We start from the raw sequence: 17,970 nt of genomic DNA on the forward strand, positions 1-17,970 counted from the left end.
GCCAACAGCGACTAGAATCAGATATATTTTCAACTCTGAGCCGAACTCCATGCAATTTCTCTCGCAATACCAAATCCACTCCACTCTCCACGAAGGTATCGAAACGATTATTTATCGAGGAAAAATCCCCACCCACCAGGATACAACCGTACTCAAAATCCTGAAAGCTGAATATCCTACCCTCGATGCAATTACCCGGATCAAGCACGAGTATCGCATTCGCCAACATTTAGACCATCCGGGCCTAGTTAAAGTCATTAGCCTAGAAACCTTTGATAACCGTCTCGGCTTGCTTTTAGAAGACTTGGAGGGCGAATCTCTCGATCGCCTCATGTCCAGACAAAAGCTCGAAGTCATCACCTGTTTGAGGTTTGGCATCCAACTTATAAAAACCTTAGAATATCTACACCTTCAAAAAATTATTCACAAAGATATTAAGCCGAGCAATATCATCATCAACAGCCAAACAGGAATTATTAAACTGACAGATTTCGGGATTGCTTCACGATTGTCCAAAGAAAATCCCCAAATTAATAATATTAACTCGATAGTCGGTACTTTTGCTTATATGTCTCCCGAACAAACCGGGAGAATGAACCGCACCCTAGACTACCGCACCGACTTTTATTCTCTCGGTATCACTTTATATGAAATGCTGACAGGTCAATTGCCATTTATGAGCAACGACCCGTTAGAAATTGTTTACAGTCACATAGCTTGTCAAGCAATTTTACCCCATCACATTAATTCAGCCATTCCACCAGCAATCTCACAAATAGTGATGAAATTGATTGCCAAAAATGCCGAACAGAGATATCAAAGCGCAGGCGGATTGTTGGTAGATTTAGAAATTTGTTTAAATCAGTTAGAAACTACTGGCAAGATAGTAGATTTTACGCCGGGAAACTTAGATATATTGAGTCAGTTGTTGATTCCTCAAAAATTGTACGGTCGGGAAACCCAAGTCAGTGAACTATTGGCAGCATTTGAACGTGTAGCTAATCCTTGCGAGGAAAATTCTTCCCCTTCCCAAAAAATTGAACTGATCCTAGTGTCTGGTTATGCAGGTATAGGCAAATCTGCCCTAGTTAGCGAAATTCAAAAACCCATCACCAGACAGCGGGGTTATTTTATTTCAGGTAAATTTGACCAATTCAAGCGGAATATACCTTACGCATCTTTAATTCAAGCTTTTCAATCTTTGATCCAGCAGTTACTTTCCGAAAATAACAAAAAATTACAAGATTGGCAACATAAACTTTTAGTCGCCCTAGGCGATGCCGGACAAGTAATTATTGACGTGATTCCCGAATTAGAATTGGTAATTGGCAAACAGCCTGCAGTTGCGAAACTTGCCCCCACAGAAGCACAAAACCGCTTTAACAGGCTATTCAAAGAATTTATCCACGTATTCGCGCAAAAAGAGCATCCATTAGTTATATTTATCGATGACTTGCAGTGGTCAGATTCAGCGACGTTGAAATTAATGGAATTGCTAGCGACTGACCCAGATAGCAAATATTTATTATTTATTGGAGCCTATCGAGACCATGAAGTTAGCTCTACACATCGTTTAATGCAAACAGTAGAGTACCTTCAAGAAACGGGTATTATTATCAACAATTTAGTGCTGGAACCTCTTTCTTTAGCCCAGGTTACTGAGTTAATTTCTGAAACATTGAATGACTCAGAAAAAATTCAACCTTTAGCGGAGTTGATTTGGAATAAGACTGGTGGGAATCCTTTTTTCTTGATGCAATTGCTCAACACTCTTTATCAAGAAAAACTTTTGAGATTTGACTTTTCCCGGCTGCTGTCTCCCGGAAGCAGAGGGGAGTGGCAGTGGAACATTGAGGAGATTCACGCTATTGGCATCACAGATAAGAGTGTAGTTGAACTGCTAGCCAGTCGGATTCAACAATTGCCAGAGACTACACAACAAGTTTTGAAATTGGCTGCTTGTGTTGGGGACAAATTCACTTTAGATGTTCTCTCTACTGTCAACGCAAAATCTCCATCAGTCACTGCGACTGAACTCTGGGATGCTTTGCAAGCAGGGTTAATACTTCCTTTGAATGAGAGTTACCTCATTCCTTTATTTTTGGGTGGAGAAGGAGGAGCTAATTTAACTTTCGATTCTTCGCGAATCAGCTATAAATTTTTGCACGATCGCGTCCAGCAAGCTGCATATTCGCTGATTCCTGATGATGAAAAGAAAGTCACTCATCTTAGCATCGGTAAATTGCTGTTTGAAAATACGCCCGCCGATAAAGTAGAAGAGAAAATTTTTGATATTATTAACCAGTTGAATGTAGGAATTGATTGTCTGATCCTGCAATCAGAAAAAGATGAATTAGCAGGATTAAATTTAATTGCTGGACATAAGGCAAAAGTAGCTAATGCCTACGAACCCGCTGTTAAGTATTTGAATGCGGGAATGTCGTTATTAGCACCTGATAGCTGGGCTCGCAACTATAGCATGACGCTGCGCTTGTATGTAGAGACGCTAGAAGCGGAATATTTAAACACCAACTTTGAGCAAGCAGAAGTTTTGGCGGAAGTGGTTTTGCGATCGGCTAAAAACCAGCTTGACATAGTGAAAGTGTATCAGCTCAAGATCCTATTCTATCAGGCTCAAAGCCAGATGCTAAAAGCTGTTGAAACAGGTTTAGAAGTGCTGGAAATGCTGGGACTCAACCTATTAGACAACGAAACCATTGCAGTGCCAAAATTGCCGCGAATTGAGGAATTAGAAAACCTGCCAGTTATGACAGATCCATATCTACTGGCAGCTATGGAAATCCTGACAGCCCTCTATCCTCCTGCTTATATTGCCAAACCTGAAATTGTGTCCTCCCTCGTCTTGACTATGGTCAATCTTTGTATCGATCACGGTCATTCAGCATTAGCTACTTTTCCCTATACTCTTTATGGAATGATTCTGTGCGGCATCGAAGGCGACATCGAAGCTGGCTACTACGCTGGATTAATCGCTTTAAAGCTGCTAGAACAATTTAATGCTAGCCAACAGAAAGCTAAGGTTTATGTAATGTTTAATGCTCATATAAGAATCTGGAAAGAGTGTAGTAAAAATACACTTAATTCATTTGTAGAAGGGATGAAATCCGGTGTAGAAAATGGTGATTTAGAATGGGCGGTTTATAATTTTATGCACTATATTACTAATTTAGTGTTAGTGGGAGAACAGTTAGAATATGTCGAAGAAAAACAAAGCGTTTGTATGGATTTTTTGCAAAAAAATAAACACGGATTTGCCATAGGTTATGCTCAAATTTGGCAAGTAACTGCTTCAAGCTTAAGAAGCAACACAGCAGAGCAAGTACGGTTAGTTAGCGGCGGGTTGGATGAACCTGCTGTGATGTCCCGTTGGCAGAAAGAAAATAATCGAATGTCGCTGTTTGCAGCTTATGTTGCTAAATTGATGCTGCTTTATTTATTTAAAGATTATGCTGCGGCTGTTGCCCGCGGTAAATTAGCGGCAGAATATGCAGATGGCGCGATCGGCTTAATCACTGTTGGGGTACACAATTTCTACTATTCGCTGGCCCTCCTGGCTAACTATCGTGACAGTGAGAATCAAGAAGCAGACTTAGCTATTGTTAACTCTAATCAGCAAATTATGAAAAAGTGGGCCTACCATGCACCCATGAATTATCAGCACAAGTACGACTTAGTTGAAGCTGAGAAAGCTCGAATTTTTAGCGATAAACTTGCAGCAATGGATTATTATGACTTAGCTATTAAAGGAGCGGCTGCTAACGGTTACATCCAAGAAGAAGCATTAGCATATGAATTAGCTGGAGAGTTTTATCAATCTTTGGATAAAGAGATAATTGCTCGATCTTATCTGACAAAAGCTTATTATGCCTACATCCGCTGGGGAGCTATAGCAAAAGTTAAATACTTAGAATCCCGTTATCCTTATTTAGTCGATCGCAATCAAGGAGCAATATCTAAAAATGTTGAGTTAATGACTGCTACCACTACTGTTGACAATAGCTTGATGCTGGATTTACCAACTGTTGTCAAAGCATCTCAAGCTGTTTCGAGCGAAATTATTCTCAGCCGTTTGCTAGAGAAACTCGTACAGCTTGTCAAGGAAAACGCAGGCGCTCAAAAAGTATTATTTCTTGCCAAGACAGGTAATGAGTTATTCATAGAAGCTGGACTTACAGGTCAGTTTAATGATGTAACTCTGTTACAATCTCTCCCGATTGCCGAATCCGAAATTCTCCCAATTTCCTTAATTAACTATGTAGAAAGAACCCAAAAATACTTGGTTTTAGATGATGCTACGCGAGCCGAGCAATTCCAATTTGACCCTTATATTGTAGCCAATCAACCCCTATCTATCCTGGTATTGCCAATTATCCATCAAGGCAACCTTACAGGAATTTTTTATTTAGAAAACAATTTAACAAAAGGTGCTTTTACTAGCGACAGGGTAGAAATTTTGGGAATCCTGTCTGCACAAGCAGCTATTTCTCTAGAAAATGCTCGTTTTTATAGTATTCTGGAAACGCGAGTAGCCCAAAGAACTGAGAATTTGCATACTGCACTGGAAGAACTTCGCCACACTCAAGTGCAGCTAATTCAAAGTGAAAAAATGTCGAGTTTAGGGCAAGTGGTAGGGGGAATTGCTCACGAAATCAATAACCCCATTAACTTTATTTATGGAAATTTGCATTACACCAATGAATACGCTGAGAACTTACTAAATCTACTACGTTTATACCAAAATAATTACCCAAATCCCGTGGCCGAAATAGTAAATGAAACAGAGCAAATAGATTTAGATTTTTTAATGAATGATTTCACTAAAATGATAGATTCAATGAGAGTGGGCGCTGCGAGAGTTCGGGATATTGTGCTGTCGCTGCGAAACTTTTCTCGGCTAGATGAATCAGATAGAAAATGGGTTAATATTCACGAAGGTATCGACAGCACGTTGATGATTTTGGATCACAAATTAATTGATATTCAAGTGATCAAGGAGTACGACAATTTGCCTTTAGTGAACTGCTATCCTGGAGAAATTAATCAGGTATTTATGAATGTCCTGACCAATGCGATTGATGCTTGTTATCGCGAAAGAGGGAGTGAAGTTGACTCGGAACAGACTCCTACAATTCAGATTTGCACTGAAGTCGCGGAAGGAAATCAAGTAGCGATTCGCATTGTTGATAATGGTGTGGGGATGAGTTCGGAGGTACGCGGTAAAATATTCGATCCGTTTTTTACTACTAAAGAGGTAGGTAAGGGGAGTGGTTTGGGATTATCTATCAGTTATCAAATTGTTGTAGAACAACATGGAGGAAAGTTAATTTGCAAGTCGGAACCTAGAGAGGGCAGCGAGTTTACTATACTGCTGCCGTATTGATGAATTAAAGCCATCGTGAAAGCAACTGTTCAATTACTTCCACAAAGCCGATCGCAATTTGGATCAACGGCCAACCCACAAAACAAATTAACACCGCCCAGCGAGTTTGAATATCCAAACCTTGGCGAACCGCCACAATTACAGCTAACAAACTCCAGACAGCTAATATCCGCTCTATTCCTTCTCCCAGCAAGGGAATTAAGGTTAAAAAATTCAGAACTTGGGGGGCATAGGCAAATCCGATTGGAACCAGCAACTCCCGATAAGTTACGTGACCCGGCTTCAGCCACTCCCCGATTTTAAAGATAGTGAAAGTCCAAAAATAATAACCCCCCGCAACTGCCAAACCCTCTATCAAAAGTCCTAGAAATAATACTGATAGCTCAGTTCGGTTGATTAACAAGATGACGGCACTGCCCAGCACGCGGGACAGCGCTGCTAAAATTACAATTGTTAAAGCTATTCGCTTAGTTCTGCCAGTGTAGGGAGTTTTTTCATAAAAATTGCCGTTCAAAGAAAGTGCGTTCCAAAGCGTTGCGCCCAAACCTGCAATTGAATCTTCTCCCTTCACGTTGAACTCCTGCTCCTCAAGATAGTTGACAACTTTTACAAAATAAGCTCTAATACAGCAGAATCACCGAACAATTTCTAGGTAATTAAGTAATTAATTGGCATTCTACCAGATTTTATTAAATGCTAAGATTGATTTTACGGATACTTGCATGGCTGCGCGGGGGAAGTTTAAATTTGTTGCTCATCGCAGGTGTAATCCTGATAATTTGGGGTATTCTTTCGCCGGTGGGAACTGTTATATGGTGGCTGAATCAAAGTGCCGAAACTTTGGGCCTCAAGAAAAATCCGCCGGAGATATTGCCCTCTAATAAGGGCAATCTAGAAGCGCGCAAGTCTTCGCCACTCAATTGTTATATCATCTTTTTACCGGGAGTTGGCGATTTTTCAGGGAATGAATTAACCCCTGGTGAAGAGTTTTTTCTCAAGCATTTAGTTAAAAGTCACCCGCAGTGCGTAGCCGTGGGCGATGTTTTTCCTTACTCAGTTTCTAACAAAAGTTTAGGAGGAGAGCGGTGGCTAGCTCCTTTTTGGCGATTTGCAGAACAGGCAAAAAGCGGGCCGATTGCGGGGGATATATTCATCAAAATTCGCAATCTCTGGAGGTTTGCAATTTCTCTAGATTATCGCTACGGCTTTGCATACAATCAGGGAATTGCTAATGCAATTATCGATCGCATGAATGCTCAATATCCCATTTCAGTTAATCCTCAAAAACCTTTGAAAGTTATTTTAATTGGCACTAGCGGCGGTGCACAAGTTGCTTTGGGTGCTACTCCCTATCTTAAAGAACGGCTGAAGGCAAAAATTACGGTTGTTTCGGTTGGGGGCGTCTTTTCGGGAGAAAAGGGTTTTGCAGAAGCCGATCGCATTTTCCACTTTCGCGGCACTCGCGATTCAATTGAGGATATTGGCGGCATAGTTTTTCCAAGTCGCTGGTACTGGTACGCGACTTCTCCTTTCAATCAAGCTCGTTTGCAAGGCCGCTATGAAGCAGCTTTGAGCGGCCCTCACAAGCACGACGGCGATGAGGGATATTTTGGGGAAAATCTGGCGACGGAGGGTCAAAAGTATGTAGATATAACCCTGGACAAAATTAATCAATTGCCTGTTTGGTCTGAGGGCGCGTCCGATTGATGAGTTCTTGCATATTCGATAGTCATTAGTTATTAATTGTGTCATTGTTGGTTTTGCCTCGCTTGAAGCTTGACCTTGTTGCCTTCGAGTGTCTACCTCCAATTCCCAATTCCCCATTCCCGATGCCCGATGCCCAATTCCCAATTCCCCATTCCCAATTCCCTATTATCAATGTCTCGACCAACATTATATATTGCCATCACAAATCACGGATTCGGCCACGCTGTCCGAGTCTCCTCCGTAGCTGCAAAAATTCAAGAATTAAATCCAGATATCTTACTAATTATCACAACAACAGCACCTCGCTGGCTGCTAGAATGTTATATTGGTGGCGACTTTATCCACCGTCCCCGCGCTTTTGATGTGGGTGTCGTGCAAGCTGACAGTTTGAATATGGATAAAGACGCGACGCTGGAAAAATTGCGGGAAATTCGGAAGAAGCAAAATTCCCTAATTGCCAGCGAAGTTAATTTTATCAAGCAAAATCGGGTGGGTTTGGTGCTGGCAGATATTCCTCCTTTGGCAACGCGAATGGCGGCAGCGGCTGGGGTTCCCTGCTGGATGATGAGCAATTTTGGGTGGGATTTTATCTATCGCGATTGGGGCGGGGAATTTGTAGAAATTGCAGATTGGATTGGTGAATGTTTCGGAATGTGCGATCGGCTTTTTCGTCTTCCTTTGCACGAACCGATGGCAGCTTTCCCCAATATTCAAGATGTGGGCTTGACGGGCGGCAATCCTCGCTACAGTAACGAAAAAATTCGCGAAGTATTCGGCATCGAAACACCGCTGGAAAAAACTGTATTGTTGACTTTCGGCGGATTGGGTTTAGAGGAAATTCCTTATCAAAATTTACAGCTATTTAGCGACTGGCAATTTATTACTTTTGATGCGGGAGCTCCCGATTTGCCGAATTTGGTTTATGTCAAAAGTCAGGAGTTTGCACAATCTTTCCCGATTTTACCGCGTCCGGTCGATATTATGCCTGTCTGCGGGCGCTTAGTTTCTAAACCGGGATACAGCACTTTTGCGGAAGCTTTGCGCTTGGAAATACCTGTTGTTTCTATAATGAGAGAAGGGTTTGCAGAAGCTGCGGTGTTGCTTGAATGGATTCAAAATTATGCGGAACATCAAATCTTGACGGCGGCGGAGTTTTTTGAGGGGGATTGGGAGTTTTTGCGAAAACCGCTGCATCCGCCCTGTTTGTCGGGTAAATTGGATAAAAATGGTACGGAGGCGATCGCCCAAGCTGTTGTAGACTATTTTGCATAAGTGCGATTAGAAATCGATCTTACACAAACAAAGTCTATCTCCGCCGACAGAAGACTTTTGCATCAGTCTCATCCAAAATCTAAAATCTAAAATCGAATGAATCACTATCAACAGATACTCAAGATTCAAACTACAGGGAAATCTCTGTGCAAAATCACTCCTAAGATAGAAGATGTGGTGGCGAATTCAGGTATTAAAACGGGACTTTGTAGTTTATTTTTGCGCCATACTTCTGCTAGTTTGGTGATTCAAGAAAATGCTGACCCGGATGTACTTAAGGATTTGGCTAACTTTTTGGCTAAACTGGTACCGGAGGGCGATCGCTACATTCACGATGCGGAAGGCCCAGACGATATGCCGGCACACATTCGCACTGCGCTGACTCATACTTCTGAACAAATCCCGATCGATCGCGGCAGGTTGCTGTTAGGAACTTGGCAGGGAATTTACCTCTGGGAACACCGCCAGCGGGGTCACATTCGCGAATTAGTTGTTCACGTCAGCGGCACTTGATCGGAATTTGTACCTCGCTGATTTTAGTTGCTTCCGGCGTCATCGGGGAATTGTAAAAAAAGCGGCGCGGCGGCCCGACTATTTCGTATTCGGGATGTTCTTGAAGCCAATCTTTGAGTTTCTGGAGGTTATTTTCGTAGCTTTCCCAAGTGTAGGCCCCGCGCACGCCGATGCTGACAACTGTCATCGGAGAAGTATCTGTGACTTCTACAGCGGAGTTAACGCTGCTGGGGGCGATATTTGGTGCGGGATAGAGGAACGAAACTTCTGCTTGGGGAACCGCATTGATTTGCCCGGAAGTTTCGGTGTAGCGCGCTTCTACTGGCGTTGTCATCGCAATTTGGTTGTTGCTGATGTGTTGAAATAAGGGATTGAAGGCGATGCCAGTTGCTTGTCGCAAATCGCCTGCGTGGGTGTAGGTGACAGCGCGGTAGTGAGGATATTGCTTAACTTCTATGACCCCAATCTGTGCGGGTTCAGGGAATCCAGTAGGTAATACCATTTGAGATTTAAAAGTTGAGATTTTACATTGAAGAATGGGGAAGACTGACTCCGCAAGGGTTTGGAACTTGCTTGCAGTTGCATTATTTTTGGCAACTGGTATAAATAGGCTGAGATTGTTTGCAGACAATCGTTCAGGTGGCACAATTAGTTTAGCAGTTATTTAAGGCGCTGCTAACTATCGATCGCCTAGAATTAGTTGAGAGATTATTAATTAACCTCGTAATAATACGGACGGCACTGACTAAGCAGAGAAACCTTAATCTAGTTGTGCTTGAAAAATTAGCTTTTTTCAGGCGTTTGCTATTTGTGTCGGAAAATATTCGGCTGTTGGGCCGATCGAGCTGTGCGTTCTCAGTTATTGCCACGCTTATCGCGTTCAGTAACGCCTATCAATTATACCGCTTTCAGGGAATGACCTATGAAAAAGATTCTAGTGATTGAGGACGAGCAAGTAATTCGGGAAAATATTCTCAAACTCCTCAAAGCTGAAGGTTTCCACGTGACGGGTGCAGAAAATGGAGCAAAAGGTTTATATGCGGCGGTGTCAAATGTTCCCGACGTGATTATTTGCGACGTGATGATGCCAGAACTTGACGGATATGGGGTGCTGATGGCCTTGCGATCGAATCCTGTTACTGCTACAGTACCTTTTGTTTTTCTGACCGGTAAAGCCGATCGCTCTGAAATGCGGCAAGGTATGGAATTAGGAGCCGATGATTACCTGACTAAACCTTTTAGTAAAGCTGAACTTGTGGGCGCAATATCGAGCCGCTTGAAAAAACAAGAAGCTGTCGCCGAACAGTACAATACTTTGCGCTCACAAAGCAGCGAATTTATCCAAGATACCGCCCACAAATTACAGCAAATAAAAACAACTTTGTGCCACGCCTTGGAACGAGAAGAATTTCAAGTTTACTATCAGCCGCAAGTCAATGTCCAGACAGGTAAAATTATGAGCGCAGAAGCTTTAGTGCGCTGGGTACACCCCGAAAAAGGGCTGATTTCGCCTGCAGAGTTTATTCCGGCGGCCGAAGAAACTGGCTTCATTGTACAGTTAGGCGAGTGGGTGTTGCAGACAGCTTGCAAGCAAATGCAAGTTTGGCAAAATGCTGGTTTTTCGCTTCGGATAGCGGTGAATCTGTCGCCGCGACAATTTCACCAACCGGATCTCAGCAGCAGAGTTGCCCAAATTTTAGCAGAAACTGGTTTGGAAGCGAGCAGTTTGGAATTAGAGCTGACAGAAAGTTTGATGGTAGAAGATGCCGAAAGTGCGATCGCAACTTTGCAACATTTGAAAAATTTGGGAGTTTGTATATCTCTTGACGATTTCGGAACAGGCTATTCTTCTTTAAGCTATCTGACGCAATACCCCTTCGATACTTTAAAAATAGACCGCTGTTTTATCAGCAATATCACCGATGGTTGCACCAATGCAGCGATTGTGAAAGCCATTATTGAAATGGCGCACAGTCTCTGTCTTGAGGTAATTGCCGAAGGAGTTGAAACAGAAGCCGAAAAAGATTTTTTATGGCGCTATAAGTGCGATATAATGCAAGGATATTTGTTCAGTCCTCCTTTGGCGGCAGCGGATTTTGAACAGTTGTTGGTGGAAGGAAAATAGCCGATTGGTTAACTCAATATTTGTCTTTGAATAAAGTGCGATGGGGGTGAAATATGATTTTAGAATCCAGCAGTAAAGTTGACTCACTCAAATCAAACAATAAAAAAAATAAGGATTTTTACCTAGCTGTTCAAATAGCTATATTGATAGTGTTTTTAGCTATTTTGTCCAAATTTTTTATCACAGTCAACGCTGGAGAACGGGGCGTACTGATGCAGTTTGGTAAAGTGCAAGAACAGGTACTCGGAGAAGGACTTCACGTAATATTCCCCACAGTTTATAGTGTAAAAAAGTTGAGCGTCCGGGTACAAAAACAGGAAAGTTCCGCTGAAGCTTCCTCAAAAGATTTACAAGATGTTTTCACAGATGTAGCACTCAATTGGCATATTATCCCAGAAGAAGCCAATGCTATTTTTCAACAAATAGGTGATGAAAAAGAAGTCGTTGGTCGCATTATAGAGCCGGCTGTTGAAGAAGTATTAAAAGCAGTTATGGCTAAATACACGGCTGAAGAGATTATTACTAAACGGGGAGAAGTTAAAGCGGCCGTTGATGATTCTTTGACCTTGAGGCTGGTTACGTATCACATTGCCGTTGATGATATTTCTTTAGTACACGTTCACTTTTCTGAGCGGTTTAGCGAGGCAGTGGAGGCGAAACAAATTGCCGAACAAGAGGCAAAAACAGGGGAGTTTTTAGCGCTGAAGGCAGTAAAACAGGCCGAGGCTAAGGTGAATTTAGCCAAGGGAGAAGCCGAAGTGCAAAGGTTGCTGCGGGACAATTTGACTCCCGAACTTTTGGAAAGGCAGGCTATAGAAAAATGGGATGGGAAATTGCCACTGATTATTGGTGATGGGGGTAAAAATATATTGGATGTGAGAAAACTATTGAACAGCGGTAATTAAGGTAATTAGATATCTCCCATAATTCTTGTGGAACAGGCAGGATGCCTGTTAAAAACTTGCTTTTTAGGAGATGTCTATTAACTAGGGACACGGCACCGTGCCTTTCGTCCTGTCAACTTAACGTACAACCAATAGTCCGGCAAGGGTTGAAACCCCTGCCTCAAAGCTAAAGTCGTCTGAAGACGACTAATGAGTTCTTCAGTCCTCTTTGAGAGGACTTTAGCTATTAGACAGGGGTTTCAACCCCTGGCGGACTGACGGGGGGACGGAAGGACTGGGCGGACTTACAGCTTAAGTTGACACTAATAGGCTCTTGGAGTGTCCCTACGGCGCTCTTACCAATTACCAGCACCTTAAGTTAAGATCTGTTCAAAAGCTTTAGTAATTCCAGTTTGAAAACGCTGTCGGTGCTTCAGTTTTAAAACGGGTTTAATTATTTCCAAACATACATTAGAACTTGGTTGGCTATCTATAATTTTAATCGCTCGTAGTGTAGATAGCTGCAATTCTTTTTTTACCATCAATTCAGGAATAGCCGCTGCACCTGTGCCACTTTCCACCACTGCTTTTACCATTTCGCTGCTGTTCAAAACTAAAGTTACATTCAATTCATCGGGATTAACGCCCCAACTTTGCAAAGCTTGTTCCAACATTTGCTGAACTCCAGAACCAGCTTCTCGCATCACCCAATCCGTTTTCGGAATTTCCGTTAAACTCACCTCTGCACGTTCAAACCAAGGGTGAGATTTGCCAACTACAATCAGCAAGCGTTCGCTGCCTACAACTTCTTCCTCCAGAGTGATCTTAAGCGAAGCTTTGATGTCTCCCGTCACTAAACCCAAATCAAATGTTCCCGTCGCCGTCCCCGCACAAATTTCTTCGGCATTTGCCAAAGTACAATTCACGCAAATACCAGGATATTTTTGTTTGAACTTGCTAAGTTTATCAGGCAACCAATAATTGCCAATGGTCAGACTGCAACCCAAGTTTAAATCGCCTCGTTGCAAGTCGTTCAACTCCCGCAAACCTCTCTCAGTCAAAGCAACTTGGTCGAGAATTTTCTGAGTTTCCACTTGCAGCAACTTCCCAGCATCTGTGATTTCGATGCGGCGGCCGATGCGGTGAAATAGTTTGACTCCGTATTGCGCCTCTAAGCTTTGGATTGTGGCGCTGACAGCGGGTTGGGTGATGTAAAGTTCCTCGGCTGCGCGGCTGAAGTGCAGGTGTTCCGCGACAGCTAGAAAAACTCGCAGTTGGTCAAGTGTCATTCCGGCCATGCTGAGTATCCTTTTACTAAATACAGTTATTTTTTGAGATTAAAATTTATTGAGGCTCAGATGTGACCTGAACTTTTAGACTCTATTCTACAGGTTGGAATTCCCAAAAAAGCACGGTTGCCAACCGCTATTTAAACCTTCCTTTGAACGTCAAGGCTTTGAGCTTGTGGCGACAGATAGGCATCGTTTTCCAACAGTTCTTTTGCGGTGGCACTGCATCACTTGTATTTATTAATTCGATAAAAAACAACATTTGATTCTACCCCTGAAGAGCCTTAAGGTGATACTTAAGCTTCTCATGCAGGGCCCAATGCTGAAGCAGCACCGACAAGTTTAAGCCGATCGCCAAAAGTCGATCGACAAAAAGAGAGAAGATAAATGACTAAGAAAACGCCAAAAAATCAGAGTGTACACGGCTTAAAGCCGGACTGCCTCTCCTTCGGGGAGGTTTTAGCTCAATCCTTTGCCGTCATTGCACCTACAACTATCCCCGCATCTAATATAGGGTTAATTGTCGCTCTTTCAGGTAACGGGGCTTGGCTGAGCTTTCTCATCGGCTTGATCGGTCTAGTATTTGTCAGCATTAATATCAACCAATTTGCGAGTCGATCGGCTTCTGCTGGTTCTCTTTATTCTTACATTGTTAAAGGACTTGGGCCGACTGCCGGCGTAATTTGCGGCTGGAGTTTGGTACTCGCTTATCTATTTACTGCGATGGCCGTTTTGTGCGGTTTTGCTAACTTTACGGGTACTTTCATCGGTCATTTAGGCATCCATCCGTCACCGATTACGCTGTTATCGATCGGGGCTGGCGTTGCTTGGTATGCAGGTTACAAAGATATCCAGCTTTCAGCTATGGCGATGCTGTGGCTAGAGGGGGCATCAGTGGCGGCGATCGCACTTTTAGGAATTATCATCTGGGCGCACAAAGGTTTTGCCTTAGATATGTCGCAACTGACTTTGCAAGGCGTAACTCCGGGGAACATAGCGACGGGACTTGTCTTAGTAATGTTTGGTTTCTCTGGTTTTGAAAGTGCTACATCTCTGGGCGACGAAGCGAAAAAACCCTTAAAAAATATCCCTAGGGCTGTCATGGGCAGCGCTGTGATGGCAGGCTTATTCTTCATTTTGATGACCTATATTGAGGTTTTGGGTTTTAGCGGTACAGGAGTTTCTATTACTAATACTGAAGAACCTCTGAGTTTTCTGGCGCAACAAGTGGGCATGGGTTGGCTGGGAGAGTTAGTGGCTTTCGGCGCTTTATTTAGCTTTTTTGCTTGCGTGCTAGGCAGCATCAATCCGGCGGCGAGAGTGTTTTTTATGATGGCGCGCCACGGTTTGTTTCACTCTTCATTAGGTGTAGCGCATTCATCTAATAAAACTCCCCACGTTGCAGTAACGATGTGTACATTTCTGACATTTCTTGTGCCGGCGGTGATGTCTATGTTTAACATCAAACTGTTTGATTGTATGGGTTATTTGGGGGCAATTTGCAGCTACGGATTTTTAACCGTGTACGTCTTAATTTCGATCGCCGCCCCGGTTTACCTGCACAAAATTGGTAAATTGCGGGTGCGAGATGTAGGGTTCTCGGCTGTGGCGATCGCATTTATGATGATTCCGATTGCGGGCAGCGTGGGCATTCCCGGCAGCACTATGTTCCCACCTCCAGAAGCTCCTTACGATGCGTTTCCTTACTTGTTCTTGATGTACTTGGTGGTTACTTGCGGATGGTTTTTCTGGCAGCGGCTGCGTTCTCCTGAACTGACGGGCTCGATGCAGCAGGGTATTGACGCAATTCACGCCAAATTCGAGGAAGAAAATGCAATTTATGGTGGTGTTCGATTGAAAGCAGTATCGATCGACAATCAAGGCTTTGATTAGTTGCAATGCGGTGTTTATAGATGTTAATTTAGCCGCCAATACCGCCAGGGAATTAATTCCCTGGCTAATAGCAAAAGTCCTCTGAAGAGGACTAATAATTTCTTCAGTCCTCTTCAGAGGACTTGAACTCTGAGGCGGGGGTTTTAACCCCTGCCGGATCGCGGGAGCAACCGCAAAGACCGCTGAAATTAAGGAGACACAGAAATGAATGAATTACTAACAGCAATTTCTACGGCAATGACAGCTTTTACGGCTACGAATCTAGACGATATTCTGATTCTGCTGCTGTTTTTCTCGCAGGTGAATGCAGTATTTCGGCGCAGGCATATCGTCTTCGGTCAGTTTCTGGGCTTTACTGCACTGGTTTTGGTTAGCCTTCCGGGGTTTTTTGGCCGCTTAATCTTTCCGCCCGATTGGATTGGAATGCTGGGTTTGCTGCCAATTGCGATCGGGCTTAGCCGCTTGCTGAATTCCGAAACTGACGATTCGGAAGCTGAGGCAGAATTAGAGCAATCGGAGAAATCTTTTTTTAGCAGTTTTCTGTCTCCTCAAACTTATAGCGTAGCAGCGGTGACGGTGGCAAATGGGGGCGACAATATCGGCATATATGTGCCGCTTTTTGCTAGCAATACTTTAGAAAGTTTGGCGGTGGTTCTCACTGTATTCTTCGGGATGGTGGGCGTTTGGTGCTACGCTGCTTATCGGTTAATTCAGATGCGGGCGATCGCAGATACTTTGACTCGCTACGGCAATCAGCTTGTGCCTTTTGTTTTAATGGGATTGGGAATAGCGATTCTGGTGAAAAGCGGCACTCTGGCAAGCCCAACTTTAAGTATAATATCTTTAGTTGGTTGCGCTTTCTGTTTGATAACTATGAGCAGAAGTAACGCCAGCGAAACGGAAGTTTAGAAAAATTGCAGGGACAGCACATGAATTGGATTGCAGCAGCGATTATTGCCGGGATTACATCTTTTGCCGCAACCAATATCGACGATATGGTGATTTCGATGCTGTTCTTCGCCCAGGTAAATGATACTTTCCGTCCCCGGCATATCTTTGTCGGTAAGTACCTCGGATTTGCAGCACTCATCGCTGCTAGTTTGCCCGGTTTTTTTGGCGGTTTAATTGTGCCGAAAGCTTGGATTGGCTTGCTGGGTTTGGTTCCGATCGCGATCGGCATCAGTCACTTAGTCAAGAGAGAAAATGAGGAAAATGACGTACAAGCCGTATCTGGCGAATTTAACCGTCAATCTAACTCATCTTTGCTGTCAAAACTCGTCAATCTTTTCAATCCCCAAACTTTGAATGTGGCTGCGGTAACAGTGGCCAACGGGGGAGACAACATCGGCATTTACTTGCCGCTGTTTGCTAGCAGCGATTTGCCGAGCTTGGTGGTGATTTTGGCGGTTTTCTCGGTGATGGTAGGTGTTTGGTCTTATGTCGCTTACCGATTAACTCGCCAAAGGGCGATCGCCCCTATTTTGACTCGCTATACCAAGGCTGTTGTCCCTTTTGTCTTGATGGGTTTGGGAATATTCATTCTGATTGAAAGTGGTAGTTATCGGCTGCTTCCGGCATTTCTCTCTAACTAGGAATTAGCCCCGCTTCCGCAACTTCCATCCCTCTAGAGGTAGATAATTTTTTCTGAATTCATAAGTTCTTACTCATCATTTTTACCTTGCCAATTGTTTCCTTAAAATCGTGTCTAAATTACTTGCCATATATCACCAAGTATGCTAAGTTAATAATGAACTAATTGACCGAGCTAAAAGCAGCTTCAAACTAATTTAGCCTCGAATTTTGACGAAAGTTCAAGCAATCTTGTGAGCTAGCAAATTGCCAGACTTAGGCAAGAATATACCTTTCATTTCAATAATACTGTAGTGGTGAATCCAACTCAGCTAAAAACTTGAGGAGTAATCCTTAAAATATCGCCCGAACACTTCGCCACTACGCCACGCCGCTCGACTTTGACAATAGGTCTAATCCTAAACCACCAGATTTTTAGATCCTGCAAAATTTGGTTTTTCAGGCAAACCAGTTAAAGAGATATCGTTTTTGCCTAAGTCCTAAGATAGCAAGCAAACATAGAGTTGGAAAAAACCTGACAATCTAGAAAAGGACAAAACTTGTGAAAATCTTCAAATTTGTTTTAGTGCTGTTGGTAATGGCCGCCAATTTAGTATTCGTTCCCCCATCATGGGCCGATGCTCCAAAAACGCCGAAATATGCGAGTAATCCCGATTACATAGAGGTGACTCAAGCTTTGAACACTCTCAGGAAAGCGAAAGATGCACCCAATCTCGCCCAGACTTATACCCCTGAGCAACTTCAGCAAAAAATCTCTCAATTGGAGTTTCAAAAATACACTTTAGAAACGGGAAAACCTTGGGGTCAGTGCCGCAACGAAACCGGAAAAACCCTGGCTGTCTACGGCCCGAAAGGCAAAAAAGCTGCTTCTTCTACTTACGAGAATGCCCTTTATTTTCTAGCTGACGGTCAAACAACTGAACATAAATGGGATTGCGATGGAATTTATCTACCCGGCGATATCAAAGCAACTGATTTAAGAACGACTGATCAACCTTCAGAAGAATTGACGGGCGGTCTAGCTGTTAAGATAGTTGACGGAACTCAATTTGTAGCCAGAGCTAATCCCGATACGGGGGCTGTAGAATTCAACGTTCCTACTGCTAAAGTTTTCCAGCCTGGGGATGCGAATTGGTTTGTTCCTGATGTGACTCAGGCGTACATAGATACGCAAGTTCCCAACGCACCTACTGAGGAAAATGATTAGTTTTGGTGAAGTTGTAATGCGATCGGCTGTGTAAAGCGCGTTGCAACGAAAAATCCCGCCGGGTATCGCTCCCGGCGGATCATCGTCCC

13 protein-coding genes are annotated in these 17,970 nt (G+C 43.3%); 10 read left to right on the top strand and 3 right to left on the bottom strand.

Translation table 11 applies throughout. The features are described from left to right. The first annotated feature begins 49 nt into the window (after nucleotides 1-49). Complete coding sequence (locus QUB77_RS10235) at nucleotides 50-5,401, top strand: AAA family ATPase (RefSeq protein ID WP_333171967.1); 5,352 nt, start codon at nucleotides 50-52, stop codon at nucleotides 5,399-5,401. A gap of 4 nt (nucleotides 5,402-5,405) precedes the next feature. Here QUB77_RS10235 and QUB77_RS10240 read toward each other — a convergent pair whose 3' ends face one another. Next, a complete protein-coding gene (locus tag QUB77_RS10240) occupies nucleotides 5,406-5,972 on the bottom strand; it encodes a hypothetical protein (RefSeq protein ID WP_333171969.1) in 567 nt (188 codons plus the stop codon). A 122-nt stretch (nucleotides 5,973-6,094) separates the two neighbouring features. Between QUB77_RS10240 and QUB77_RS10245 the strand changes: the two genes are divergently transcribed. From QUB77_RS10245 to QUB77_RS10255, 3 genes are all read left to right on the top strand, one after another. Next, complete coding sequence (locus QUB77_RS10245; protein WP_333171971.1) at nucleotides 6,095-7,108, top strand: hypothetical protein; 1,014 nt, start codon at nucleotides 6,095-6,097, stop codon at nucleotides 7,106-7,108. Between the two features lie 171 nt (nucleotides 7,109-7,279). Next, on the top strand, nucleotides 7,280-8,380 hold the full coding sequence (locus QUB77_RS10250; protein WP_333172124.1) for a glycosyl transferase: 1,101 nt from the start codon (nucleotides 7,280-7,282) through the stop codon (nucleotides 8,378-8,380). A gap of 96 nt (nucleotides 8,381-8,476) precedes the next feature. Then, nucleotides 8,477-8,893 (top strand): secondary thiamine-phosphate synthase enzyme YjbQ, encoded by a 417-nt coding sequence (locus QUB77_RS10255; RefSeq protein ID WP_333062634.1) that lies wholly within the window; start codon nucleotides 8,477-8,479, stop codon nucleotides 8,891-8,893. Here QUB77_RS10255 and QUB77_RS10260 read toward each other — a convergent pair. Then, nucleotides 8,880-9,395 (bottom strand): heme-binding protein, encoded by a 516-nt coding sequence (locus QUB77_RS10260; protein WP_333171973.1) that lies wholly within the window; start codon nucleotides 9,393-9,395, stop codon nucleotides 8,880-8,882. The genes QUB77_RS10255 and QUB77_RS10260 overlap by 14 nt on opposite strands. 420 nt (nucleotides 9,396-9,815) lie before the next feature. Here QUB77_RS10260 and QUB77_RS10265 point away from each other — a divergent pair, with 420 nt between their 5' ends. Both QUB77_RS10265 and QUB77_RS10270 read left to right on the top strand, forming a co-directional pair. After that, the gene (locus QUB77_RS10265) at nucleotides 9,816-11,018 is read left to right on the top strand and encodes an EAL domain-containing response regulator (protein WP_333171975.1); all 1,203 of its coding nucleotides are present in this window, start codon (nucleotides 9,816-9,818) and stop codon (nucleotides 11,016-11,018) included. A 53-nt stretch (nucleotides 11,019-11,071) separates the two neighbouring features. Further along, nucleotides 11,072-11,923 carry a prohibitin family protein gene (locus QUB77_RS10270; RefSeq protein WP_333171977.1) on the top strand — a complete coding sequence of 284 codons (852 nt, stop codon included), beginning with the start codon at nucleotides 11,072-11,074 and terminating at the stop codon, nucleotides 11,921-11,923. A 353-nt stretch (nucleotides 11,924-12,276) separates the two neighbouring features. Here the strand turns inward: QUB77_RS10270 and QUB77_RS10275 are convergent, their stop codons facing one another. Next, the gene (locus QUB77_RS10275) at nucleotides 12,277-13,191 is read right to left on the bottom strand and encodes a LysR family transcriptional regulator (protein ID WP_333171979.1); all 915 of its coding nucleotides are present in this window, start codon (nucleotides 13,189-13,191) and stop codon (nucleotides 12,277-12,279) included. Between the two features lie 387 nt (nucleotides 13,192-13,578). Between QUB77_RS10275 and QUB77_RS10280 the strand changes: the two genes are divergently transcribed. The 4 genes from QUB77_RS10280 (at nucleotide 13,579) to QUB77_RS10295 (ending at nucleotide 17,881) form a co-directional block, all read left to right on the top strand. Then, the gene (locus tag QUB77_RS10280; RefSeq protein ID WP_333171981.1) at nucleotides 13,579-15,084 is read left to right on the top strand and encodes an APC family permease; all 1,506 of its coding nucleotides are present in this window, start codon (nucleotides 13,579-13,581) and stop codon (nucleotides 15,082-15,084) included. 204 nt (nucleotides 15,085-15,288) lie between these two features. Then, complete coding sequence (locus tag QUB77_RS10285) at nucleotides 15,289-15,993, top strand: cadmium resistance transporter (protein ID WP_333171983.1); 705 nt, start codon at nucleotides 15,289-15,291, stop codon at nucleotides 15,991-15,993. Nucleotides 15,994-16,013: 20 nt separating this feature from the next. Further along, nucleotides 16,014-16,676, top strand: coding sequence for a cadmium resistance transporter (locus QUB77_RS10290; protein WP_333171985.1), 663 nt, complete (start codon nucleotides 16,014-16,016; stop codon nucleotides 16,674-16,676). A gap of 539 nt (nucleotides 16,677-17,215) precedes the next feature. Continuing rightward, nucleotides 17,216-17,881: a hypothetical protein gene (locus tag QUB77_RS10295; protein WP_333171987.1), complete on the top strand. Its 666-nt coding sequence runs from the start codon at nucleotides 17,216-17,218 to the stop codon at nucleotides 17,879-17,881. The last annotated feature ends 89 nt before the right edge of the window (nucleotides 17,882-17,970 follow it).

The organism is Microcoleus sp. AT9b-C3, assembly GCF_036705485.1.
In the GTDB taxonomy this organism is placed as follows: Bacteria; Cyanobacteriota; Cyanobacteriia; order Cyanobacteriales; family Microcoleaceae; genus Microcoleus.